The 24,078-nt window shown below is 59.4% G+C and carries 24 protein-coding genes; 2 read left to right on the top strand and 22 right to left on the bottom strand.

The window, feature by feature from the left end; all coding sequences use genetic code 11:
- Window positions 1-8: 8 nt before the first annotated feature.
- Complete coding sequence (locus FN828_RS06980) at window positions 9-374, bottom strand: hypothetical protein (protein WP_235891430.1); 366 nt, start codon at window positions 372-374, stop codon at window positions 9-11.
- A gap of 172 nt (window positions 375-546) precedes the next feature.
- On the opposite strand from FN828_RS06980, the gene FN828_RS06975 reads away from it, so the two are divergent.
- Window positions 547-1,197 (top strand): carbonic anhydrase, encoded by a 651-nt coding sequence (locus tag FN828_RS06975; protein WP_142492692.1) that lies wholly within the window; start codon window positions 547-549, stop codon window positions 1,195-1,197.
- Between the two features lie 82 nt (window positions 1,198-1,279).
- On the opposite strand, the gene FN828_RS06970 is transcribed toward FN828_RS06975, so the two are convergent.
- From FN828_RS06970 to FN828_RS06895, 16 genes are all read right to left on the bottom strand, one after another.
- The gene (locus FN828_RS06970) at window positions 1,280-2,302 is read right to left on the bottom strand and encodes an aspartate-semialdehyde dehydrogenase (RefSeq protein WP_142492691.1); all 1,023 of its coding nucleotides are present in this window, start codon (window positions 2,300-2,302) and stop codon (window positions 1,280-1,282) included.
- Window positions 2,303-2,372: 70 nt separating this feature from the next.
- Window positions 2,373-3,551, bottom strand: a complete 1,179-nt coding sequence (locus tag FN828_RS06965; RefSeq protein ID WP_142492690.1) for an MFS transporter — start codon at window positions 3,549-3,551, stop codon at window positions 2,373-2,375.
- 120 nt (window positions 3,552-3,671) lie between these two features.
- The gene (locus FN828_RS06960) at window positions 3,672-4,727 is read right to left on the bottom strand and encodes a branched-chain amino acid ABC transporter permease (protein ID WP_142492689.1); all 1,056 of its coding nucleotides are present in this window, start codon (window positions 4,725-4,727) and stop codon (window positions 3,672-3,674) included.
- 1 nt (window position 4,728) lies between these two features.
- Entirely contained in the window at window positions 4,729-5,760 is a 1,032-nt protein-coding gene (locus tag FN828_RS06955) for a branched-chain amino acid ABC transporter permease (protein ID WP_142492688.1), read from the bottom strand.
- Between the two features lie 118 nt (window positions 5,761-5,878).
- Complete coding sequence (locus FN828_RS06950) at window positions 5,879-6,604, bottom strand: ABC transporter ATP-binding protein (protein ID WP_142492687.1); 726 nt, start codon at window positions 6,602-6,604, stop codon at window positions 5,879-5,881.
- Complete coding sequence (locus FN828_RS06945; protein ID WP_142492686.1) at window positions 6,597-7,361, bottom strand: ABC transporter ATP-binding protein; 765 nt, start codon at window positions 7,359-7,361, stop codon at window positions 6,597-6,599. The genes FN828_RS06950 and FN828_RS06945 overlap by 8 nt, the downstream gene beginning before the upstream one ends.
- A gap of 104 nt (window positions 7,362-7,465) precedes the next feature.
- Entirely contained in the window at window positions 7,466-8,647 is a 1,182-nt protein-coding gene (locus FN828_RS06940; RefSeq protein ID WP_142492685.1) for a substrate-binding domain-containing protein, read from the bottom strand.
- 222 nt (window positions 8,648-8,869) lie between these two features.
- A complete protein-coding gene (locus FN828_RS06935) occupies window positions 8,870-9,610 on the bottom strand; it encodes a sulfite exporter TauE/SafE family protein (protein ID WP_142492684.1) in 741 nt (246 codons plus the stop codon).
- Between the two features lie 9 nt (window positions 9,611-9,619).
- The gene (locus tag FN828_RS06930) at window positions 9,620-10,360 is read right to left on the bottom strand and encodes an SDR family oxidoreductase (protein ID WP_142492683.1); all 741 of its coding nucleotides are present in this window, start codon (window positions 10,358-10,360) and stop codon (window positions 9,620-9,622) included.
- A 15-nt stretch (window positions 10,361-10,375) separates the two neighbouring features.
- On the bottom strand, window positions 10,376-10,828 hold the full coding sequence (locus FN828_RS06925; protein ID WP_142492682.1) for a hypothetical protein: 453 nt from the start codon (window positions 10,826-10,828) through the stop codon (window positions 10,376-10,378).
- Window positions 10,821-12,272, bottom strand: coding sequence for an aldehyde dehydrogenase family protein (locus FN828_RS06920; RefSeq protein ID WP_142492681.1), 1,452 nt, complete (start codon window positions 12,270-12,272; stop codon window positions 10,821-10,823). Before FN828_RS06920 ends, FN828_RS06925 begins: the two co-directional genes overlap by 8 nt.
- Window positions 12,273-12,294: 22 nt before the next feature.
- Window positions 12,295-13,872: an ABC transporter ATP-binding protein gene (locus FN828_RS06915; RefSeq protein WP_142492680.1), complete on the bottom strand. Its 1,578-nt coding sequence runs from the start codon at window positions 13,870-13,872 to the stop codon at window positions 12,295-12,297.
- Complete coding sequence (locus FN828_RS06910; protein ID WP_142492679.1) at window positions 13,869-14,693, bottom strand: ABC transporter permease; 825 nt, start codon at window positions 14,691-14,693, stop codon at window positions 13,869-13,871. Before FN828_RS06910 ends, FN828_RS06915 begins: the two co-directional genes overlap by 4 nt.
- Complete coding sequence (locus FN828_RS06905; RefSeq protein WP_142492678.1) at window positions 14,690-15,637, bottom strand: ABC transporter permease; 948 nt, start codon at window positions 15,635-15,637, stop codon at window positions 14,690-14,692. The genes FN828_RS06910 and FN828_RS06905 overlap by 4 nt, the downstream gene beginning before the upstream one ends.
- A 117-nt stretch (window positions 15,638-15,754) precedes the next feature.
- On the bottom strand, window positions 15,755-17,239 hold the full coding sequence (locus tag FN828_RS06900) for an ABC transporter substrate-binding protein (RefSeq protein WP_142492677.1): 1,485 nt from the start codon (window positions 17,237-17,239) through the stop codon (window positions 15,755-15,757).
- A gap of 16 nt (window positions 17,240-17,255) precedes the next feature.
- On the bottom strand, window positions 17,256-18,563 hold the full coding sequence (locus FN828_RS06895; RefSeq protein ID WP_142492676.1) for an acetylornithine deacetylase/succinyl-diaminopimelate desuccinylase family protein: 1,308 nt from the start codon (window positions 18,561-18,563) through the stop codon (window positions 17,256-17,258).
- Window positions 18,564-18,653: 90 nt separating this feature from the next.
- On the opposite strand from FN828_RS06895, the gene FN828_RS06890 reads away from it, so the two are divergent.
- Window positions 18,654-19,199, top strand: a complete 546-nt coding sequence (locus FN828_RS06890) for a PAS and helix-turn-helix domain-containing protein (protein WP_142492675.1) — start codon at window positions 18,654-18,656, stop codon at window positions 19,197-19,199.
- A gap of 191 nt (window positions 19,200-19,390) precedes the next feature.
- Here FN828_RS06890 and FN828_RS06885 read toward each other — a convergent pair whose 3' ends face one another.
- From FN828_RS06885 to fba, 5 genes are read right to left on the bottom strand one after another with little or no spacing between them, the layout of a single operon-like run.
- Entirely contained in the window at window positions 19,391-20,098 is a 708-nt protein-coding gene (locus FN828_RS06885) for an HAD family hydrolase (protein WP_142492674.1), read from the bottom strand.
- A gap of 1 nt (window position 20,099) precedes the next feature.
- A complete protein-coding gene (gene gph / locus FN828_RS06880) occupies window positions 20,100-20,756 on the bottom strand; it encodes a phosphoglycolate phosphatase (protein WP_142492673.1) in 657 nt (218 codons plus the stop codon).
- Between the two features lie 60 nt (window positions 20,757-20,816).
- On the bottom strand, window positions 20,817-21,506 hold the full coding sequence (gene rpe, locus FN828_RS06875; RefSeq protein ID WP_142492672.1) for a ribulose-phosphate 3-epimerase: 690 nt from the start codon (window positions 21,504-21,506) through the stop codon (window positions 20,817-20,819).
- A 55-nt stretch (window positions 21,507-21,561) separates the two neighbouring features.
- A complete protein-coding gene (locus FN828_RS06870) occupies window positions 21,562-22,947 on the bottom strand; it encodes a ribulose-bisphosphate carboxylase (protein ID WP_142492671.1) in 1,386 nt (461 codons plus the stop codon).
- A gap of 42 nt (window positions 22,948-22,989) precedes the next feature.
- Entirely contained in the window at window positions 22,990-24,045 is a 1,056-nt protein-coding gene (gene fba, locus FN828_RS06865) for a class II fructose-bisphosphate aldolase (protein ID WP_142492670.1), read from the bottom strand.
- Between the last annotated feature and the right edge of the window lie 33 nt (window positions 24,046-24,078).

Raw genomic sequence — 24,078 nt, 5'->3', positions numbered from 1 at the left:
TGTCTTGGCTACAACGTCAACCCCTGCAAATCCCACGCGGCGCTTAGGGATTGTTCGCCCAGCCGCATCAATCTGCCCAAGGTCGCCGCCAAAGCCACTGGATCGCCACGATCCACACAGTCCACGACATGAATAGCCACCTGCGCCAGCTTGCGCATTCCAACCTGATCCGAAATCCCCACAAGGGACCGCACAGTTTTACGCAGATCACGAAATTCGGCACTACGATATTGTCTGTCTGCTTCGGTCAGGCGCTGGGTCAATTCCTCCATCGCGCGGCACAAAACGTCACTGGCCCCGGCATCGCCCAAATCCAGATAAAGATCGTTTAATTGCCCGGCATCCAAGCGCACCGCTTCATCCGGACTTAACACGGTTATGTCTTTCAAAGTCTCACCCCATAGTCAGGCCCCCACGGCCATGACCGGACCATGCGCCACATAAGGTTCTCAAAAGGTTGAAACGCACAATTGTTTTCCCTCGAAAACCATTTAAATCCGAGGTATTCCCCCCGGTCAGACAACAAGAAGACGCAAGGATGACGACATGCAGAATGCCAAGCCCCTGCCCACCTATCTGGTTCAACGCTATCATGGCTGGAAAGCCACGACATATGCAGAAAACCAAAGCTGGTATCGCCGTCTGGCAACCGAAGGGCAGCGCCCCCGTGCCATGGTGATTTCCTGCTGCGACTCGCGGGTTCATGTGACCTCGATCTTCGGCGCAGATCAGGGTGAATTTTTCATTCACCGCAACATTGCCAACCTTGTTCCGCCCTATGAACCCGATGGCAACCAGCACGGCACATCGGCTGCGGTGGAATATGCCGTAACCGCGCTGAAGGTATCGCATCTGGTGGTCATGGGGCATTCGTCCTGCGGCGGCGTTGCGGGCTGCCATGACATGTGTACCGGACACGCCCCCGAACTAGAGGAAAAATCGTCCTTCGTGGGCCGCTGGATGGACATCCTGCGCCCCGGTTTCGAGAAGGTCAAAGATATCCCCGACGAAGCCGAACGCAAACGCGCCTTGGAAAAGCAAGCGGTCCTGACCTCGTTGGAAAACCTGATGACCTTCCCGTTTGTGCAGGACGCAGTAAAGGAAGGCAGCCTGTCGGTTCATGGCCTGTGGAATGACATCGAAGAAGGCACGCTGGAACAATACCTGCCCAGCGAAGGCACGTTCAAAGTGATCTAAGGTCGGGGCAGGTTTTGCCCTACCATTCACACCAAAAAGGGCGCCCCAGCGGCGCCCTTTCGTTTTCCGTCTTTGGCTGAAATCAGCCCTTTTTCAGAACTTCGCGCCCCAACAATTCAGCAATCTGAACCGCGTTCAACGCCGCGCCTTTGCGCAGGTTGTCCGACACGCACCACAGGTTCAGACCGTTTTCAATGGTCGAATCCTGACGGATACGGCTGATGAAGGTCGCAAAATCGCCCACACATTCAGCAGGCGTGACGTAACCACCGTTTTCGCGCTTGTCGATCACCATGACGCCGGGTGCTTCACGCAGGATGTCGCGTGCTTCGTCTTCGTCAAGGAAGTCTTCAAATTCCAGATTGATCGCTTCGGAATGGCCCACGAACACCGGCACACGCACACAGGTGGCCGTGACCTTGATCGACGGGTCGACGATCTTTTTGGTTTCGGCAACCATCTTCCACTCTTCCTTGGTGGAACCGTCTTCCATGAAAACGTCGATATGCGGGATCACGTTAAACGCAATCTGCTTGGTGAATTTCTTTGGGGCGACTTCCTGACCGGGGACATACATGCCCTTGGTCTGATCCCAAAGTTCATCAATACCTTCTTTGCCAGCACCGGACACGGATTGATAGGTGCTGACCACAACGCGCTTGATCTTGGCGCGGTCATGCAGCGGCTTCAGCGCCACAACCATTTGCGCGGTCGAACAGTTGGGGTTTGCGATGATGTTTTTCTTCGCATAGCCGTGGATCGCCTGCGGGTTCACCTCGGGGACGATCAGCGGGATTTCCGGATCGTAGCGGTACAGCGACGAGTTGTCGATGACCACGCAACCGGCGGCAGCGGCTTTGGGCGCATAAACCTTGGTCGCCTCGGACCCGACAGCAAACAGCGCCATGTCCCAGCCCGCGAAATCAAAGGTGTCCAAGTCCTTAGTCGTCACGGTCTTGTCGCCAAAGCTCACCTCGGTGCCCAGCGATTTCCGGCTGGCCAAAGCGGCAATTTCATCCACCGGGAACTGACGTTCCGCCAGGATATTCAGCATTTCACGGCCCACGTTACCCGTGGCGCCGACAACAACGACCTTATAGCCCATTTCGAGCGACTCCTTTCGTTAGGACGCGCGCTGCATACAGCACGAAAGCGCAGGTTTAAAGGGGTTTCGCTTAGTCGGTTCGATCCTGACAAAACAGGTACAGCACCAACCCCAGCACCAATGCCACGCAAAACACCCCGAACAGCGCATCATAGGGGGCTTCTGCCCCACCACCCTGCGCACTGACAGCCCGATGGACGCGTCCGGTGATCATTTGAAACACCCCAACGCCCCCGATCGAGAAAAGGTTCATCAGTGTGACACCGCGCCCCACCAGATGCGGCGGCACGAAACTGCGGCCATGCGCCATGATCATCGGATAGGCCGCGCCAAAGAACCCGATTGCCGCAAACAGCCCCACTGCCACCCACGGGTTCCCCGCAGGCAAAACCCACAGCGCCGCCAAGGCCACAGCCCCCAGCACGTTCCCGACAAAAATCACCCATTTCCGGGTTCCCAGCATCCGGTCCAGCGGCCCATAGGCAAACGTCCCAAGGATCATCGCAATACCCATGATCAGGGTCACATTGCCAACCTGCGCCGCGTCGAACCCGAACACATCGGTCATGTACGGCCCGATCCACAGCCCCCGCAGCCCCCCCGCCGGGGCATATTGCACAAAGGTCAACGGAAAAATCAGCCACAGCGCGGGCATTTTCAGCAGGTCCAGAACGCTGCCTTTTTCGTCATGCTCTACCCGTTCCGGGTCTTGCACGGTCACAAATATCCCAAAAGCCACCAAGGCCGACACGGCAGCCAGCCCGAATAGCGTTTCCCGCCAGCCGAATGCTTCTGCGGCCATCGCCATCGGCAAGGCCCCCAGCAGGTTCCCCGCGCTGCCAACCCCCAGCAACACCGCCGCAAGGGTGGCAAATACCCGCGCCGGGAAAACCCGTGCGAAAATGTAATAACTGGCCATCAGCACCGGCGAACAGCCCACGCCAATCAGCGCCATCGCCGCCAGAATATGTGTGGGGCTGGTTGCCATCGCAAACAATGCGGCCCCGCCAGCGCCGCCGATCAGCAACAACACCGCCGCCGTCCGCCGCGGCCCCACCCGGTCCAGCGCCGCGCCCACCGGGATTTGCATCAACGCAAAGGCCAGAAACCAGAACCCCGACGCATTCGCCAAATCCTCGGGCGACGCCCCGACATCCCGTTCCAGAACCGAGGTCAGAACCGCCAGAAACGACCTGTAAAATTGGCTCAGCACATAGGCCGCACACAGCAGCACCAGACCAGCGCGCATATTCCCACTCCTCCCACGAAAGCCCCTCAGCTTTCCCCAAAACCAAAGGGGGTGCAACCCTGAACACAGGCGCACCCCCTTGCTTTTCGCGGCCAACTGCGCCCGCGTCAGGCCATGTGATTATTTGCCCTGCCGCAACCGCCCCACAACACCCGAGGGGAAGAAATAAACGCTTAGCACAAACAGCAATCCCAGCCACAACAGCCAACGGTCAGCACTCAGCAAATCGGGCAGCAACGGGATGCCCTCGACCGCAGCAGAGGCCACGCTCATCAGCTCTTGCAGATAGTTTTGCGCCACCACGAACAACACCGCACCGATCACCGCACCATACATCGTTCCCATACCGCCGATCACCACCATCAGCAGAATATCGACCATGATTTCAAAGCTCAGTGCAGTATCCGGCCCGACATAGCGCAGCCAGATTGCATACAGCGCCCCGGCCAAAGCTGCCACAGCCGCCGAAATACAGGTCGCCGCCGTGCGGTAATTGATGACGCGATAGCCCACCGCCTCGGCCCGGAAATCATTTTCACGGATCGCTTGCAGCACCCGGCCAAAGGGCGAATTCACAATCCGCAACAACAGCAGGAACAGCAGGAACGCCCCAAAGAACACGACATAGTAATTCAGCAGCTTGCCATTCAGCTTCACCCCCAAAAACTCGGACCCGAATTTAAACGCCGGGGTCAGTTCGCGCGGAATTTTGTAGTTCAGCCCATCTTCGCCCCCGGTCAGCCCCGAAAGCTGACTGACCAGCACCGCCACGGCACTGGCCACCGCCAGCGTAATCATTGCGAAAAAAATGGCCCTGACACGCAGGCTGAACAGACCGATCAAAAAGGCCACAACCGCCGCCAGCAGCGCCCCGGCACCAGCCCCAACAATCAAGGCGCCAAAACCACGCTCCATATAGGTACAGGCCAGCGCGACACCGTAAGCCCCCATTCCGAAAAACATCGTATGGGCAAAACTGACAATCCCGCCATAGCCCAGCATCAGGTCATATGACGCCACCAACAGGATAAACACGCAAATCCGCGCTGCCGTATCCAGCGACCGGACGCCGGGAAAAATGAACGGCGCGAAAGCCAGACAGATCAGGATCGCCAACAAGATGGCGCTCAGCAATTTCGAGCGGGGCATATCCCCGGACAGAAGTTTCACGATCATCTTATTTCGCCTTCACAACCGGGATCATGCCCTGCGGACGCCACATCAGAATGGCCACCATCAACGCGATATTTGAAATCAGCGCGGCCTTGGGTTCGATAAAGGCAATGTAATTTTGCAAAAGCCCCACCAGCAGCGCGCCAATAAAACAGCCCTCGACACTGCCCAAACCGCCAATAATCACCACGATGAAAATCAGGATCATCATCTGCTGGCCCATGTGGGCGGTGATGACCTCCTGATACAGCCCCCACATCACGCCGCCCAGCCCGGCCAGCGCCGAACCAGCCACAAAAACACCCACGAACACCAACCTCAGCCGATAGCCCAAGGCCTCGACCATCTCGCCGTTTTCCACCCCGGCCCGGACAATCAACCCGATTTTGGTAGACCGCAGCACATAGCGCATCCCCAGAAACAGCGCCAAACCCACAGCCACAGCAACCAAACGGTATTTTTCCAACGCCGCACCGGCGAATGTCACCGCCCCCTGAAGCGATTCAGGCCGCAGGATGTAAATCTCTTCTGGTCCCCACAGGACGACAATCAACTGTTCGACCACGATCAGGCCGCCCATCGTCACCAAGATTTGCTTCAGATGCGCGCCATACACCGGCTTTACGATCACGCGTTCAAATGCCCAACCCAAAGCCCCGGTCGCAATCGCCGCCGCGATGATTGCCAACAAGATCGCCAACAGGTTCAACATCAGACTGGGGGCACCCGTCATGCCGCTTAACACCAGCAAGACCGACACGCCGACAAAAGCCCCGACCGAGATAAACACCCCATGCCCGAAATTGATCACATCCATCAGGCCGAAAACCAGGGTCATGCCGCTGGCCATGATAAAAATCATCATTCCCATCGCCAACCCGCTGACGGTCAGCGTCAGCCAGGACGACGTGGACGGGATCGCCAACAGACCCAGCACCATGATCACCGGCACCAGCAGCATCGGCAACCACGGCCCCAGCCGCTCCATCACACTGGCTTTTGCCATCGTAGGCGCGTGTTTCGGTGCCGCACTCATGCGCCCACCCCTTTCATCTTGCAAAAAATACTCCCGCCGGAGGCCCGGAAAATTGCAAATTTTCCGTTCAAAATTCCGTACCGGAATTTTTCCCCAGCCCAGAAAACAAGCTGCGCGCTCATTGATGCGCCTCCATACTCAGGCCCATCAGGCGTTCTTGCAAACCGGCATCATGCGCCAGTTCCGCCATGTCACCGCTCCAGACCACGCGGCCATCATCCATGACCGCGCACCGATCCCCCAGCGCCTTGGCCACGCTGAAATTCTGTTCGACCAGCAAGATACTGGCGCCCTGCTGCTTCAACTCGCGCAGCGCCCGCGCCATCGTGCTGATAATTGCCGGGGCCAACCCTTTGGTCGGTTCGTCAATCAGGTACAGGCGCCGTTCCTCGACCATCGCCCGCGCGATGGACAGCATTTGTTTTTGCCCGCCGGACAGGTTTCCGGCGTGACCTTTCCAAAAGGTTTTCAACGGCGGAAAGGCGGAAAATATCCACTCCAGCCGCGCCGGATCAATCGGGCCGGACACCGCGGCCAGCACCATGTTTTCTTCGACCGTCAGATCGCTGAAAATCCCCATATTTTCAGGAACGAACCCAACGCCCAACCGTGCAATCGCGGGGGTTGGCAGGGCTGCAATATCCTGACCGTCCAGCAAAACCCGCCCGGCCTTGGCCCGCCAATGCCCCATGATCGTGCGCAGCGTTGTGGTTTTGCCCACCCCATTGCGCCCCAGCAGCATCGTCACCGCGCCGCGCGGAACCTCCAGATCCACCCCTTGCAGAATGTGGTATTGCGCGATGTCGGTATAGACACCTTCCAGTTTCAGGATCGGATCAGACATCTTCCAGTTCCTTCCCCATATAGGCCTCTTGCACCACATCGCTGGCCATGACCGTCACCGGATCGCCATCCGCCGCCAGCATACCGTTGTGCAATACGATGATCCGGTCCGCCAAGGTGCGGATCACGTCCATCTTATGTTCCACCAACAGGATCGTGCGGTCCTTTTCGGCCTTTAGTTCCGCAATCAGATCCAGCACCACCGGGGCTTCGTCCACGCTCATCCCTGCGGTGGGTTCATCGAACATGTAAACCGCCGGGTCCAAGGCGATCAGCATCGCCACTTCCAGCTTGCGCTGATTGCCGTGGCTTAACGCAGAAACCACCTGATCGCGCAGATCAAACAGCTTTACCTTTTCCAACACGGCCTTGGCACGGTCCGTCACGTCCCGATGGGAATCCGCCATCGAAAACAGGCTGAATCCCATCTTCGCCTTGGATTGAATGACCAGCCGCACGTTTTCCAGCACGCTCAGATCAGGGAACAGATTGGTTAACTGGAACGCCCGCCCAATCCCCCGCGCACAGCGATCCGAAACAGAAGCCCGCGTGATGTCCCGCCCATTCAGTTCGACCCGCCCTTCCGAGGACGGGATTTGCCCCGAAATCAGGTTGAAATAGGTCGTTTTACCCGCCCCGTTCGGCCCCACAATCGCGGTCAGCTCTCCGGTCCGAAAGGCACAGCTTACATGGTCCACCGCCACATGCCCGCCAAAGCGCACGGTCAGATCGTGGGTTTGCAGTATCACCCTGCTCATAACATCAATCCTAAAGGAAGTTCGTCTTGCCGGGGATACATCCCCGCAGAAACATAACACCGGGGGCAGCGCCGCTGGCCGCCCCCGGTGCGCAATCTCTTACATCATTTGCCGTTGCGGATCGGGATCGGCAAATCCTCGATCTTCAGTTCACGGACCAGTTCGGGAATGGCCCAATCAACACCGTCCTCGACCTTGATCTTGAAGTGATACATGGATTGCAGCGCCTGATGGTCTTCCGCCCGGAACATCATCTTGCCCTTGGGCGTATCCCATTCCATGCCTTCCATCGCGGCAATCAGATCGTCAGTATCGGTGCCGCCTGCTTTCTTGATCGCCTCGACAACGGCCAGCCCCGCAGCCATACCCCCCGCGGTAAAGAAATCCGGTGGCGTGCCAAAGCGTTCCTGGTGCGTTTTTACCAGCCAGTCGTTGATTTCATTCTTCGGGTTTTCATAGAAATAGTAGGTCGCGCCTTCCATTCCGGGGAATTGCTTATAGGACGACAGCGCCGCCAGAATGTTGCCGCCGGTTGCCATTTCAATACCAAACCGCGACGGGTCCATCGACTGAATCTTGCTCATCGGATTGCCGCCACCGGCCCAGATCACGAACAGCTTTTTCTTGCCGTCCACATCTTTCATCGCGTTGAAAATCCGCTCAGCCGCCGCGGTGAAATCGGTCGTGTCGGTCGGCACATATTCTTCGGTCACAACCTCGGTGCCGGTGCCTTCCAACGCTTCCTTAAAGGCCGCCACACCATCACGACCAAAGGCATAATCCTGCGCCAGCGTGGCGATTTTCACATCCGGTCCAGCCAGTGCAATCGCATTTGCCACCGCATCCTGCGAACTGTTACGCCCGGTGCGGAAAATATAGCGGTTCCAGTTTGATCCGGTAATCGAATCCGCCACCGCAGGTTCGACAATCAGAATTTTTTCATATTCTTCGGCCACCGGCAGCATCGCCAGCGCCACACCCGAACTCACTGGCCCGACGGCAATATCCACCTCGTCATCGCCATAAGCTTCGGCCAGCAACGCCTTACCGTTGTCCGGCTTCATCTGAGTGTCTTTCTCGATCACGACGATTTTTTCGCCGTCGATCTCCATCGTGCCGCCAGTGGCATATTCCAGCCCCATCATCAGCCCGTCATGCGACTGTTTCGCATAGGCCTCCAGCGGGCCGGTTTTGCCATACACATGGGCGATCTTAATTTCGGCCACGGCCCCGCTGGCCACCAGCGCCAGCGCAGAAACCAGCCCGGTCAGAACAGTACGTTTCACGGTGATCCTCCCTGATCCTTACAGATGTGTTCAATCATCTGCCCTAATGCTAGAGATCACGCCGACAAGCTGTCAATCAGTACAAACCCGTACCTTTTACGCCCAAAACCCCAGCCAAAAACCACGCAAACGCCTGTTCTTTCTTGGCAAAAATATCCCGGGGGTGAAGATTGGAAATCAAAGATTTTCAATCGAGGGGGCAGCGCCCCCTGCTGCACAGGATCAGGTGACAGCGCCCCAGATCAGCCGCAGCGCCAGCACCGTCAGCACGCCCAGAATGATCTTGTCGAACGCCGCTTGCGACAGCCTCCGCCCCAGCCACGCGCCAATCGGCATCCCTGCCACCAACGGGATCAGGGCCGATGCAGACAGCGCCGCATGTGGCCCGTCCAGCATGCCATAGGCCACCAGCAACGGCACCTGTACCAGCCCCAGCCCCACAAAAAACGCCGAGGCCGTGGGCATGAAGGTTTCCCGCCTTAACCGCATCGCGTTCAGAAATGTGATCGACACCGGCGCGGATAATCCCGCCGCTGTCTGCAACACCCCGGCCGTGAACCCGGTCAGCGGGGCCAGCACCACCGCGCGATCATAAGGCAGCACCCAATGCGGGCGCGACAGGCGCAAACCGATATACAGGAACACCAACGCCACCACCCCGAACACCAGCGCGTCGGTATGCACATTGGCCAGAACCCAGGTTCCCAAAGCCCCGCCCAACATGCCCGAGAGCACGAAACCCGCAATGAATTTCGCGGGCAGCAGGGTTTTCCGATAGGCCCAGACCTGCCAGATATTCGGCACCAGATTAGGGATCGAAAAGATCACGATGGCAAACCGGACATCCACATAAGCCGCCAGCAAAGGCACCGCGATCAGCGGTGCCCCAACGCCAGTGGCGCCTTTCAGAATGCCGCCCAACACAAAGCCGATGCCGACGATGGCAATGATTTCCGCGTCCATTGGACCGGCTCAGATACAGCGACCGCCGTCCACTTCCATCGCCACGCCCGTGACCATCCCGGCCTCGTCGCTGCACAGGAAACAGGCGGCGTTACCCATGTCCTCGGGGGTGGAAAAACGGCCAATCGGAATGGTGGACAGGAACTTCGCCCGCATTTCCGGGGTGTCTTCGCCCATGAAAGACGCCAACAGGGGCGTTTCGCCTGCCACCGGACACAGCGCATTCACGCGGATACCTTTGGGGGCCAGTTCCACCGCCATCGTTTTCGTCGCCGTAATCATCCAGCCCTTAGAGGCGTTGTACCAATTCAGGTTCGGACGCGGGCTTAGCCCCGCGGTCGAGGCCACGTTCAACACCGCCCCTTTTCCGGCGGCAATCATCATCGGATTGAAGGTCCGTGCCATCAGGTAAACCGATTTGCAATTCACGTTGAACACGCGGTCGAACTCTTCGTCCGTGACCGTTTCCATCGGTTTCGGCAAATGGGTCACGCCTGCGTTATTCACGATGATGTCCACACCGCCCCACTGGCTGCTGACGGCTTCGGCCATTGCGGTCACGCTGGCCGCGCTGGACACGTCCACCACCTGCGCCACGCCGCCCACTTCGGCGGCCACCTGTGCGGCAAGATCGCCGTTCAGATCAGCCACCATGACCGTTGCGCCTTCGGCTGCGAATTTGCGCACGATCCCCGCGCCAAACCCGCTGGCGCCGCCCGTCACAATCGCCCGTTTCCCCTCAAGTCGCATGTTCCACTCCCTCTTTCATTTGGGCCTTCCATTCGCCATCAAATCCCGCGCCACCCTTGCGCGGCGCTCCAGATATTGCGGTTCGCTGCCATCCACGCCGGGACGGTAGCGCCGGTCCCCGATGAATGTCACGATCACCGGATCATCGCCGAATTGATCGGCAGTGACATCCACAATCCAATCGCCACATTCCACCCACGCATGGCCGCACCATTCGCCACCACACCGGAATCCCTGATCCGCAGCGCCCGGTTGGCCCGGTGTGCCTGCCACGAATTCCGCCATCAGCCCTTCGGCCCGCAGCACATCGCGCAAAAACAGGCTGGACCGGCCACAGGTGCCTTGGCTGATCGTGCGCGGGGCGGGGTCGCCCTCGCGCTGGTGCCATTCCACCCAACGCGGTTCCAGAAACGCGCGAACAGCCCGCGCGATCCGTTCCACCTGAGCAGACAGGCACGCGTCAGCCATGAAACGCCGCCACGGTTTTCAGCGTGGTAAAGCCATACATGGCTTCGAACCCTTTTTCGCGCCCGTGGCCGGATTTGCCCCGCCCGCCAAAGGGCAATTCCACACCGCCCCCCGCACCGTAATTGTTGATAAAGACCTGACCGGCCCGCACCTTTTTCGCCATACGCATTTGCCGCGCCCCGTCCCGCGTCCAGACAGACGCGACCAGCCCGTAATCAGTGCCGTTGGCAATCGCCACGGCCTCTTCTTCATCGTCGAAGGGAATAACCACCTGCACCGGGCCAAAAATTTCATCCCGCGCCAGCGCATGATCGGGCTTCACCCCGGCAAACAGGGTGGGTTGCACATAGTTGCCACCCGCCGGTGCATCCTGCAACAGCCCTTGGGCTGCGGTTTCCAGATCGGCGCCTTGTGACAGGAACCCGCTGACCAACCCATGTTGTTTACGCGAAATCAGCGGTCCAACGTCCAGATCGGCCATCGCTGGTCCCACCCGCAACGCACCATAGCGTTCCGCCATCCGCGCCAACACCTCGTCATGCACTGACCGATGCACCAGAATACGCGAAGACGCCGAACAGGTTTGCCCCGCATTCTGAATCCCGGCATTCACCAGAAACGGCAGCGCAGCATCCAGATCGGCATCGCCGAACACAACCTGCGGCGACTTGCCCCCCAGTTCCAGCGTGACCGGGATCACATGATGCGCCGCAGCCATCTGCACATGCACGCCCGTCGCAACCGACCCGGTAAAGCTGATATGATCCACATTCGGCGACGAACACAGCGCCGCCCCGGCCTCGGACCCCAGTCCGGGCACCACGTTCAGCGCTCCATCGGGCAGACCGGCCTCTTTTGCCATATCGGCAAAGGCCAGCGCGGTCAGGCAGGCGTCTTCGGCGGGCTTCAGCACACAGGCATTGCCCGTGGCCAACGCCGCCCCGACAGACCGGCCAATGATCTGCATCGGGTAATTCCACGGCACGATATGCCCCGTCACCCCATGCGGTTCCCGCAGGGTATAAACCGTATAGCCATCCAGATAGGGGATGGTTTCGCCATGCAGCTTGTCCGCCGCACCGCCATAGAATTCGCAATACCGCGCCAGCGCCACAGCATCGGCCCGCGCCTGTTTCAGCGGCTTGCCCACGTCCATTGCTTCGATCCGCGCCAGATCATCCACCCGCGCCAGCACCAGATCGCGCAGCTTCAACAGGATGCGCCCACGCTCTGCCGCTGTGACCTTGCCCCACGGCCCTTCATAGGCCGCGCGGGCGGCGGCCAATGCCGCCTCGACATCCTCGGGGCCGCCGCGCGCGATTTCCCCGATCCGTTCACCAGTCGATGGGTTTTCCAACGGCAAGGTGGCACCGCCCGCCGGGGCTACCCATTCCCCGTTGATCAAACATTTTGACGGATCGAACCACAGGCCCAGCTCGCTCATTCTTCTCTCCTTGCTTCGGCCCTCAGGCCACATCCGCAGGCAACACTGGCGCTGCGGCAATCAATTGCTTTGTGTACTCGTGTTGCGGATCGTCAAAGACCTGATCGGTCTGGCCCTGCTCTACGATTTCGCCGGATTTCATCACCAACACCCGGTCGGTGATCGACCGCACCACGCTCAGATCATGGCTGATGAACAGATAGGACAGGCCGTAATCCTGTTGCAGCGCCGCCAGCAAATCCAGAATTTGCGCCCGGATGCTAACGTCCAGCGCCGAAACCGCCTCGTCCAGAATAACGATTTCAGGCCGCAGGATCAGGGCACGGGCAATCGCAATCCGCTGCCGCTGCCCACCGCTGAATTCATGGATATAGCGATCCATCGCGTCGGCCCCGATGCCGACATCTTCCAACACCTGCGCCACGCGATCACGCCAATCATCTGGCCGCTGCGCCATCAGGTGAAACGGTTCCGCCACCAATCGCGTCACTTTCCAGCGCGGGTTGAAGCTGGAATAGGGGTCTTGGAACACCACCTGAATGCCGGATCGCAAGGCGCTGGGAAAATCCCGCCCCACGGGCTGCCCGAAGGCGTGGATTTCACCGCCCTGCACATCCTCCAGCCCCAGAATGGCGCGGGTCAGGGTGGATTTTCCACAGCCGGATTCCCCAACCAGCCCCAGACTTTCGCCCTTGCGCAACTGAAAGGACACGCCTTTGACCGCCCGGAACGTATCGGTTCCGCCCCAGATACCTTTGCGGTGGATCGTGTATTCGCGCACCACATCGCACACATCCAGCAGCACGTCGTCCAGTTCTTCGGCGGCACGGTCTGGCTGATGGGTTGAGGCAGCCAACAACGCTTTGGAATAAGGATGTTGCATATTGCGCAGCAACCACTGCGCGGGGCCGTTTTCCACCACCTCGCCCTGACGCATGATCACAATCTCATCGGCCATATCCGCCACCACCGCCAGATCGTGCGAAATCAGCAGCAGGCCCATGCCTTCTTCTTGCACCAGCTTTTTCAACAGGGTCAGGATTTGCGCCTGTGTCGTCACATCCAGCGCCGTTGTCGGTTCGTCCGCAATCAGCAGCTTGGGCCGCAAGGCAATGGCCATCGCGATCACCACCCGCTGACGCTGCCCGCCGCTCAACTCGTGCGGATAACGGGACAGAGGGAATTTTTCTTGAGGCAGTTCCGCCCGGCGCAGGGCTTCTGCGGCACGTTTCATCGCCTCGGCCCGGCTGACGCGTTCGTGGATCAGGATCGTTTCGGCAACCTGATCGCCAATCGTCTTGATCGGGTTCAGGGCTGTCATGGGTTCCTGAAACACCATGCCCACATCGCGGCCCCGCATCTGGCACAGCGTTGCTTCGCTCAGCGTCAGTACCTCGCGTCCGCCCAGATCAATCCGGCCCGAACATTCTGCACCATATGGCAGCAATTGCATCGCGGCGAATGCCGTCATTGATTTGCCCGACCCGCTTTCGCCAATCACGCCCACGATCTGCCCGGCACTGACGGACAAGGACACACCCTTCAGGATCGGGGTGCCGTGGATCGACAGGTCCAGCCCTTCGATAACCAACAGGCTCATGCCCGCGCCCTCCGCAGTTTTGGGTCCAGCAGATCGCGCAGACCATCCCCCATCAGGTTCAGCCCCAGAACCGTCAGCAGGATCGCCAAACCGGGGAACAGCGCCATATGCGGGGCAAAGGAAATCATCGTCTGGCTGTCCGCCAGCATCCGCCCCCAGCTTGGGATCGGCGGCTGCGCGCCAAGCCCGACATAGCTTAGCCCCGCTTCGGCCAGAATACCCAGACTGAACTGAATGGTACCCTGCACGATCAACAGGTTCAGCACGTTGGGCAGGATATGTTCCATCGAAATCCGCGCCGCGCCCTTGCCGGACACCCGCGCCGCCATGACATAATCCCGCGTCCACAGGCTAAGCGCCCCTGACCGCGTCAATCGCGCAAACACCGGGATGTTGAACACCCCAATCGCGATAATCGCATTTAACGCCGATGCCCCGAATACCGCCGTGATCATGATGGCGATCAGCAGCGACGGAAAGGCGAAAACCAGATCGTTCCCGCGCATGATCAATTCATCCAGCAACGATCCCTTTTTCGCCGCCGCCGCCAGCCCCAGTGGCACGCCGATCCCCATACCGATCCCCACAGCCACCAAAGCCACCGCGATCGAGGTCCGCGCCCCCACCATGATCATGCTCAGAATATCGCGGCCAAAATGATCGGTCCCCAGCGGATGCGCCAGACTGGGCGATTTGATCTTGTTGGCAATATCCAGCGCCGTCACATCATACGGCACCCACAGAAAACTGATGACCGCCGCCCCGGCGAAAATCGCCGTCAGCACCGCGCCAATCCACAGGTTGCGATTTCCGCCTGTCATCGCCGCCCCCTTAGCCGTGGGTCGACCGCCGCATAGGCCATGTCCACCGCGAAATTCACCACGATCACCGCCAAAACCAGCAACATCACCACGCTTTCCACCACGATCAGATCACGGGCGCTGATGGATTGGAACACCAGCCGCCCCAGACCGGGCAGGAAGAACACGTTTTCAATGATGATCGCCCCGGCCAGCAGGAATGAAAATTGCAACCCGATGATCGTCAGCACCGGGATCAGCGCATTGCGCAGCGCGTGCCGCCACAAGGCCTGTCGCTTGGTCAGCCCCTTGGCCCGCGCGGTTCTGATGAAATCCTCGGACAGGGTATCCAACAGGCTGGACCGCATCACCCGCGCCAGAATGCTGGCCTGCGGCAGGGCCAGTGCCACCGCGGGCAGGGTCAGCGACTTCATCGCCAGCCAAAACCCGGCATCCCAACCCACAAAGCCCCCCGCGCTGAACCAGCGCAGGTTGATGGCAAAGACCAACACCATCAGCATCGCAAACCAGAAATTCGGGATCGCCACGCCCAATTGCGTCACGCCCATCACCGCCACATCCACCACGGACCCGCGCTTGGACGCGGCCCAGATACCGGCAGGAAAGGCGATCAGCGTGCTTAGCGTCAGCGCATACAGCGCCAATGGCAGCGAAATCCACAATCGTTCCCCGATCATTTCCGCCACCGGCGTTCTGTAGGTATAGGATGTGCCGAAATCCCCGGTCAGCATCCCGCCGACCCAGCCCAGATAACGCGCCCAGACGCTGCCATTCAGGCCCAGTTCATCCCGCAACGCGGCCAGCGTATCGGGCTGCGCGTTGATCCCCAGCATATAGGCCGCCGGATCACCCGGCACGACCTCTAACGCCAAAAAAATCACGACCGAGGCCACCACAAGGCTTAGCCCCAGCGACAATAAACGTTTCAGGAAATAGCGCAGCATTCAGCCCGTCACCCAAGTCCGAAGGCATGGGCCTTCTTAGTCCGTTGGCAGATTGATCATCTGCCGAAAGCGCCCGCGCGTATCACACGCGCGAACGCCAGTGTTCAAGTGTTCAGATCACTGATCCCAGTAAACCGCCGTCATATCAGCGGCCTGTGTCGGTGCATCTTTCCACAGCCCGCGAATTTTCGCGTTCGCCACAGTCGGATAAGCCAGTTCAAACAGGTAACCGTTGACGTAATCCTTGGCGATGATTTCCTGCGCTTGCTTCAGCATGGCGGACCGCTGCGCCGGATCGGTGGTGGCGTTCAGGTCATCCATCAGCTTTTGGAAGGTCGGATTGTCGTACTGGAAATAATAGTCAGGCCGCGCGTAAATCCCGATGTCAAAGGGTTCGGTGTGGCTGACGATGGTCAGACCGAAATCCTTGCCACGGAATGCCTGCTCCAACCACTGCGCCCATTCCAGATTGCTGATTTCGGTTTCGATCCCAACAGCCCGCAATTGCGCTGCAATGATTTCCCCGCCGCGCCGGGCATAGGATGGCGGCGGCAATTTCAGCGTGGTTTTGAACCCATCCGCAAACCCGGCTTCGGCCAGCAGTTTTTTGGACAGTTCAGGATCATACCCGCTCAGCCCGGTCAGGTCTTCGTAATCTGGGTTATGCGGCGCGAAATGGGTGCCGATCGGCGTACCATAGCCAAACATCGCCCCATCAATGATCGCCTGACGGTCAATCGCATGGGCTACAGCTTCGCGGACCTTCACATTATCAAACGGCGGCTGTTTGTTGTTCATCGCCAGAATGGTTTCGCCCTCGGTCGAACCGACAAGAACCTGAAAACGCGGGTCTGCCTCGAATTGCGGCAGGTTTTCCGGTGCCGGGAAGCCCGCGAACGCATCCACATCCTGCGCCATCACAGCGGCAAATGCGGCGGTCGGGTCGCTGATGAACTTGAACGTCACCTTATCCAGCTTTGCGGGCGTTCCCCAGTAATCGGCATTTTTCGTCAGGTCGATTTTATCGCCCTGAACCCAATTGCTGAATTGGAACGCCCCGGTGCCAACTGGCTTCGTCTTGATGTTTTCAATCGATTCCGGGGCCACGATCACCGCATCGCCCCACGCCATGTTGAACAGGAAGCTTCCGTTCGGGGCGCTCAGCGTGACTTTCACCGTGGCGGGGTCCACGACCTCGACTGCCTCGATCCCTTTGAACAGCGCCTTTTGGGCATTCGCGCTGTCTTCGGCGCGCGCGCGATCCAGGCTGAACTTCACATCCTCGGCGTCCATCGCGGTGCCGTCATGGAATTTCACACCGTTCCGCAAATGGAACGTATAGGTCTTGCCGTCTTCGGAAATGTCCCAGCTTTCCGCCAGTCCGGGGATCACCGCCCCGTCCGAGGCAAATCGCGTCAGCCCTTCGAATACGTTCGAATACAGAACGGAATCAATCGCCCCCGCGGCCGCGCTGGTCGGGTCCAGATGCGGCGGCTCCAGCTGCATGGCAACCACGATATCGCTTTTGGCCTGCGCCATTCCCATACTGGCCGCCAGCGCCAGGGCGCTAACGACACCAGTCTTGAAACTGTTGAAAATCATCCTCTTACTCCCTTTTTCAGGCCGCCTTCTTCGGGCTTGCCAAAAGCTCGATCAGCGCACGGCCCATCACCTTTGCAGAATCGAGCATATCATCCACGCCGACATATTCATCAGGTTTATGCGCCAAATCCAAAATCCCCGGACCGTAAGCGATGCAATTCTTCAGCTTGCCGATCCGGTCGATATGTTTCTGGTCATAGGTGCCGGGGCTGACCACATATTGCGCGTCCTTACCCATCGTTTCTGCGATTGCGCGGGCCACGGTCTGCACGATGGGCGCGGATTTTTCCGTCATCGTCGGCAGTACCCGGTGCAACTCGGTCACGTCATAGCGGAATTTGTCGCGCCGCCCGGCAACCTTGTTCAGCACCTCCATCACTTCGGCCTGAACGTCGTCAATGTTTTCCTCGATCAGAAACCGCCGGTCGATAATCATCCGGCAGCTATCAGGCACACAGGGGCTAGGCAGCCCCGTGAAATCAGCATCGCCTTCGGCCTGCCCGCCGTGGATCGAATTGATGTTCAACGTCGATTGCTTGGCCCCTTCCGGCACCACGGGCATATCCGTGCGTTTAAGCGCAAGTGCGGGGAACAGGCTGTCCTCCATCTCCTCCAGCACGGCCCCCATATGGCGCACGGCACAATCCCCAAGGAACGGCATCGACCCGTGGGCAATTTCGCCATAGGTTTCGATTTCCGCCCACCAGACCCCCCGATGCCCCAGACAAATCCGATCTTTATTCAGCGGTTCGGGGATAATCACATGCTGTACGCGTTCCGGTGCGAAAAACCCCTTTTCCGCCAGATAGGCCACGCCGCCAAAGCCACCGGATTCTTCGTCTGCCGTGCCGCTGATTTCAATGGCACCCGCGAAATCCGGGCAAACCGCGATAAATGCCTCGGCCGCCACGATGGATGCCGCCAGTCCGCCTTTCATGTCACAGGCCCCGCGCCCGTAGACTTTGCCGTCCTTCAATTCCCCACCAAAGGGATCGACCGTCCAACCCTTGCCCACATCGACCACATCAATGTGGCTGTTAAAATGGACGCATTCGCCCGCGTGCTTGCCCTCGCGCCGCGCAATCACATTCCACCGGGGGTATTTTTCGCTGTCGCCCGGCGTGCCATAGGCCCGAACCATTTCAATCTCGAACCCGGCCCCGGCCAGCCGCGTGCGCAGAAATTCGCAAATCTCGCGGTAATTTTCCCCCGGAGGGTTCAGCGTCGGGATGCGGATCAGATCCCCCGTCAACTGGATCAAATCCTCGCGGCGGGCGTCGATCTCGTCACTCAGGCGCTGTTCAAGCGATTTGGGCGCGGCCATAGGGTCAGGTGTCCTCGAGTCTTGCAATTGTCACAAAAACTATGCTTCTGTGCGCCATACGGTGCCAATACCGTATGAACACGGTGATACATGCACGATCTTGAGACTCTGGCCTTTGACCAAGCCCCAATGGGCATAGCCCTGACCGAAAACCGCATTATCCGCGCCTGTAACGATACATTCGCGCGGATGTTCGGATTCGAAAAAAGCGATCTTGTGGGCCAAAGTTTCCGCCTTCTGTATGGCACAGATCAGGAATTCCACCAGATCCGCGACATCGGGCTGGAACCGCTGCGCCAATCGCTACCCTATTCCGATGAACGGATCATGCGCCACCGCGACGGCCACCAATTCTGGTGCCGTTTCCGCGCCCGCACCCTGACCCCCGAAGACCCGCTGGCCCGCATCATCCTTAGCTTTGCGCTGATCGACACCGACACCACCGGCCCCACCCTGACCCCCCGCGAACGCGAGGTTCTGATGTGGCTGTCGCGCGGCTATACCAGCAAGGAAATCGCCAAAGTGCTGGACCTGTCCCCCCGGACGATCGAGGATGTGCGCGCGCGACTGCTGCGGAAATTTAAGGTCAAGAACGTAGCAGTGCTGTTGTCCCGCCTGTCCGGCGTCGCACATTAACGCCTGACGCCCCCCAATCAGCGGTGCGCCCGCAGATCGGTTGCGCAATGGATATTTTTACCAAGAAAGAGCAACAGGAAGCGCATTAACCGTAACGCGGCGCTGCTCATGATAAGGCGCGCCCTTCTGTTTTCATCTTGCCCAAAATACTCAATATCCGCGCCATCCCCCGGCGCAGGTGCCAAAAGGGGTCAGACCATCGCCCCCACCGCCCGCGCCAAGAAAACCGGCAGATTATCCAACGTCAGGTCGGGAACGGTCCACGCGGCCCCGCCAAAGTCATCCCCTGCGGTATAGGCAGACGGCGTTACCAGCACATTCAACCCGGCCCCCCGCGCCGATAGCACGCCATTACGGCTGTCCTCGAACGCCAAACAATCGCTGGCGGGCAGGCCCAACCGCTCCAGCGCCAGATTGAACACGTCTGGCGCGGGTTTCTTGGCCCGCACCATATCGCCTGCCGCGATCACCTCGAACACATCGGTGGCGGGGCGTCCCCAGCAGCATTGCGTCAACGCCTCGACATTTGGGGTATTGGTCGTCGTCGCCACGGCCACCCGCACCCCCGCCGCCTTGGCCCGCTCGACCAGCGCGGCGACGCCGGGTCGCAATGTCAGTTCCCCACGCGCCAGAATATCCGCATAGGCACGGGTCTTATCCCTGTGCAGTGCAGCGATGTCATCGTCGTTCAAGCGCCGCGCCGCGGCGGGCAAATCCAGCTGAAACCGCTTCATCCGTTCCTTGCCGCCGGTGGTTTTCAGCAGCTCGGCGTAATCGTCGCGGCTCCACTCCCAGTCCAGCCCCCATGCCTGAAAGGTCGCGTTAAACGCTGCACGGTGGGCCTCCTCGGTTTCGGCAAGGGTTCCATCGACGTCGAAGATCAAGGCTTTCAGTGTCATGTCACCCCTCCTTGAACCCCGCAGCAACAATCCCCGGCAAGGCAGCAAAGTCGCTGAACCTGTCCTGATGCGGGATCATATCGACGGGGGTTTTACGATAGCCTTCGGTGAACAGCGCAAACCTCACGTCTGCACGCTGCGCGGTTTCGGCATCTACTTCGCTGTCACCAACATAGATCGCCTGCGCAGCCCCCAAATGCCGAAGGATATACAGCAAGGGTTCCGGGTCAGGTTTTTTCACATCCAGCGTATCGCCCCCGACGACCGCATTGAAATACTGTTCAATCCGTAAGTCGCGCAGGATAGCGCGGGCGGGGGCTTCGGGTTTATTGGTACACAGGGCCAACACATGCCCCGCCGCCTGCAAATCCTGTAATGCCGCCTCGACCCCCGAATAGGGGCGGGTCAGTTCGGTGGTAGCGGCGTTGTAATGCGCCAGCGTGATCGCGGTCAGTTCCGTGTGCCGGGCCATGTCCAGCCCCACGCGCTGCATCACCCGTTCCACCAGTTTTGGCAGGCCATTCCCGATGAAGCTGATGATCGTCGGCAGGTCCAGCGGGTCAATGCCCTGTTCGTCCAGCATCCTGTTTGCCGCTGCCTGAATATCCGGCGCACTGTCGATCAGCGTTCCATCCAGATCGAAAACCACAAGTCCCATGACGCACCTTCCCCATGCCCCGCCATTGGGCGGGGTGTTTTCTTCCCACTATAGAAACGTTTACTGCGCCGCTTCGGCAGCCGCACGAATGGCGCGGATGTTGTCGCCATAGACGTCGGGGTTTGACACCGATCCGCCTTTGAACACCGCAGACCCCGCAACGAAGCAATCCGCCCCAGCCGCAACCAAAGGACCAACCGTGACAGGATCAACGCCACCGTCGACCTGAATCATGATCTCGCGGTCCCCGATCATCTGGCGCACCTGACGCACCTTTTCGACCGAAGAGGGGATGAATTTCTGCCCACCGAAACCGGGGTTCACGCTCATCACCAGCACCATATCGACCAAATCCAGCACCTCGGAGATGACACTCGCGGGCGTACCGGGGTTCAATGAAATCCCTGCCATTTTCCCGGTTGCCTTGATCGCCTGCAAGGTGCGGTGCGGGTGGGGTCCGGCCTCCCAATGGGCGGTGATCATATCTGCACCGGCCTCGGCATAGGCGTCGATATAGGGATCAACCGGCGCAATCATCAGGTGAACATCCATGAAGGTTTTCACATGCGGGCGGAACGCTTTGACTGCGGGCGGGCCGAAGGTCAGGTTCGGCACGAAATGCCCATCCATCACGTCCACATGAACCCAATCGGCGCCCTGCGCTTCGATGGCCTGAATTTCCTGCCCGAAATTGGCGAAATCAGCGGACAGGATCGACGGAGCGATCTTGATGGAACGGTCAAAAGACATGGATATCCCCTTGGTTGAGCGGTCAGGCGGGGAACAGGCCCCGCCTATCCCTATATTACGCGGCCGAGTTGATGCGAAGAGCCTGCCGCCAGTTCGGGAACAATTTGTCTGCATCTTTCGGGAAAGATTCAAACGCCCGCGCGAATTCCTTGTGATCTTTGGCGAACTCCAGCGGATCGGCACCTTCTTTCCAGCATTGTTCGGCCTGCCGCAGGCTGATCGCGCCCGCCGCCGCCCCGTCGATATGGCCGAAACTGCCACCGCCTGCGGTCATCACCAGATTGGAATGGCCAAGGTTTTCAAAGAAACCGGGCATCCGCAGCGCGTTCATCCCGCCCGAAATGATCGGCGTGGTCGGTGCCATGCCCGCCCAGTCCTGATGGAAATACGGCCCATCCGCAGAATCCTCGGTGATCATATAGGCAATCGCCCGATCCGAGGCTTCGCCCTCCATCTTGCCAAAGCCCATCGTCCCCACATGGATTCCGCTGGCTCCCTGCATCCGCGCCATTTTCGACAGCACAAAGGCGGTATAGCCGCGTTTGGCCTGCGGGCTGGTCACGGCACCATGCCCGGCGCGATGGTAGTGCAGGTATTGACGCGGGAACCGCCGCCGCGCCGTGGTGATCGCCGCCGGGCCGGTCACATAGCCATCGACCAGAAACGCCACATGGTCGGCATTTTCGCCAAAGGTTTCCAGAATGAATTCCCCGCGCGCAATCATTTCAAACGGGTCGTCTGCGGTGATGTTGGCGCTGAACAGCTTGGCCTGCCCGGTCTTGTCCTGCGCGCGTTTCATCGCGTCAGCCACCAGCCGCATCGTGTCCTTCATCGGGGCAAAAATCTGATTGCCTTGGGGTTCGTCATTCTTGATGAAATCCCCGCCCAGCCAGAAATCGTAACACGCATCGGCAAAAGGCTGCGGGCGCAGGCCCAGTTTCGGCTTGATGATCGTGCCCACGACGAACCCGCCATCCACATGCGGGCGGCCCAGCACGCGCCACATATCGGCAATCGTGGTCGAAGGCCCATCGAACAGGCGCAGATAATCCGGCGGAACATAGAAATCGTGCATCTTGGCATATTCCACGTCCCCCATGCCCTGATTGTTGCCAATCGCCAGCGTCAGGAACGAACATATCATCGCCCGTCCGTCGGTAATGTTCCGGTCGAACAGATCGACCGGATACGCGATTTTCATCAGCTCTTGCTCCGGGTCGATGTCATACACCAGCGCGTCAACGCCACGGGTGAAATCATCGGTCGTGGACACGTCCACATTCGTTCCGGTCGAGCTTTCGGCCGCAAAGTGGGCCGCCGTTTCCGGGTATCCATGCCCCGCCTTGGGCTTCATGATATAGGCGACCAGCACATGGCGGCCCCCGGCAATCAGGTCTGCCTCTTTCAGGTCAAGACGGGCATAGCGATTTGACTGGTCCATAGTCGTTCTCCTGCTGGGTTGGCGGCCCCTTTCGGGCCGCTCTTAGGGGTCAAGCGACCCGCTTTCATAGCGGGCAGCCATCTCATCCATGGAAATGACCTTGATCTTGCTGGCATTGCCGGCGGTCCCGAACCGTTCAAAACGGTCGCGGCACAGGTCTTCCATTTCCTTCATTGCGGGAACCAGGAACTTGCGCGGGTCGAATTCCTGGGGGCTTTGGGTGGCCACCTTGCGGAACTGGCCGGTCATGGCCATGCGGCAATCGGTGTCGATATTCACCTTGCGCACGCCATGTTTGATGCCGCGCTCGATCTCTTCGACCGGCACGCCATAGGTTTGGGGCATTTCGCCGCCGTATGCGTTGATCAGGTCCTGCAATTCCTGCGGAACCGAGCTGCTGCCGTGCATCACCAGATGAATCCCCGGCAGTTTGTTGTTGATTGCTTCGATCGTGGCCATCGAAAGGATGTCGCCATCGGGCTTGCGGCTGAATTTATACGCGCCGTGGGACGTACCGCAGGCAATCGCCAGCGCGTCGCATTTCGTGGCCTTCACGAATTCCACCGCCTGATCGGGATCGGTCAGCAATTGGTCGTGGCTCAGCTTGCCTTCGGCACCCGATCCGTCCTCGGCTGCGGCCTCGCCGGTTTCCAGCGACCCCAAAACGCCCAGTTCGCCCTCGACACTTGCGCCGACCCAATGCGCCGCATCGGTCACGCGCTTGGTGATGTCCACGTTGTATTCATAGGACGCAGGCGTTTTCATGTCCGCCTCAAGGCTGCCGTCCATCATCACGCTGGTGAACCCGTGGCGGATCGCGGTCAGGCAGGTGGCCTCGTTATTGCCGTGATCCTGATGCATACAGACCGGAATATCGGGATACATTTCCGCCAATGCCTGCACCATATGGCGCAGCATGATATCGCCCGCGTATTTCCGCGCCCCGCGCGAGGCTTGCAGGATCACCGGCGCGTCCACGGCTTTCGCCGCTTCCATGATCGCCAGACCCTGTTCCATGTTGTTGATGTTGAACGCGGGCACGCCGTAGCCATATTCCGCCGCGTGATCCAGCAATTGACGAAGAGTAATCAAAGCCATCGTTTTCCCCTTTCAGGCCGTCGCGCCCGTCAC

This window comes from Thalassovita litoralis, from assembly GCF_900182725.1.
Lineage (GTDB): Bacteria > Pseudomonadota > Alphaproteobacteria > Rhodobacterales > Rhodobacteraceae > Thalassobius > Thalassobius litoralis.
Note: the sequence above shows the minus strand (reverse complement) of the source record. Positions and strands in the feature narration are given on the sequence as shown.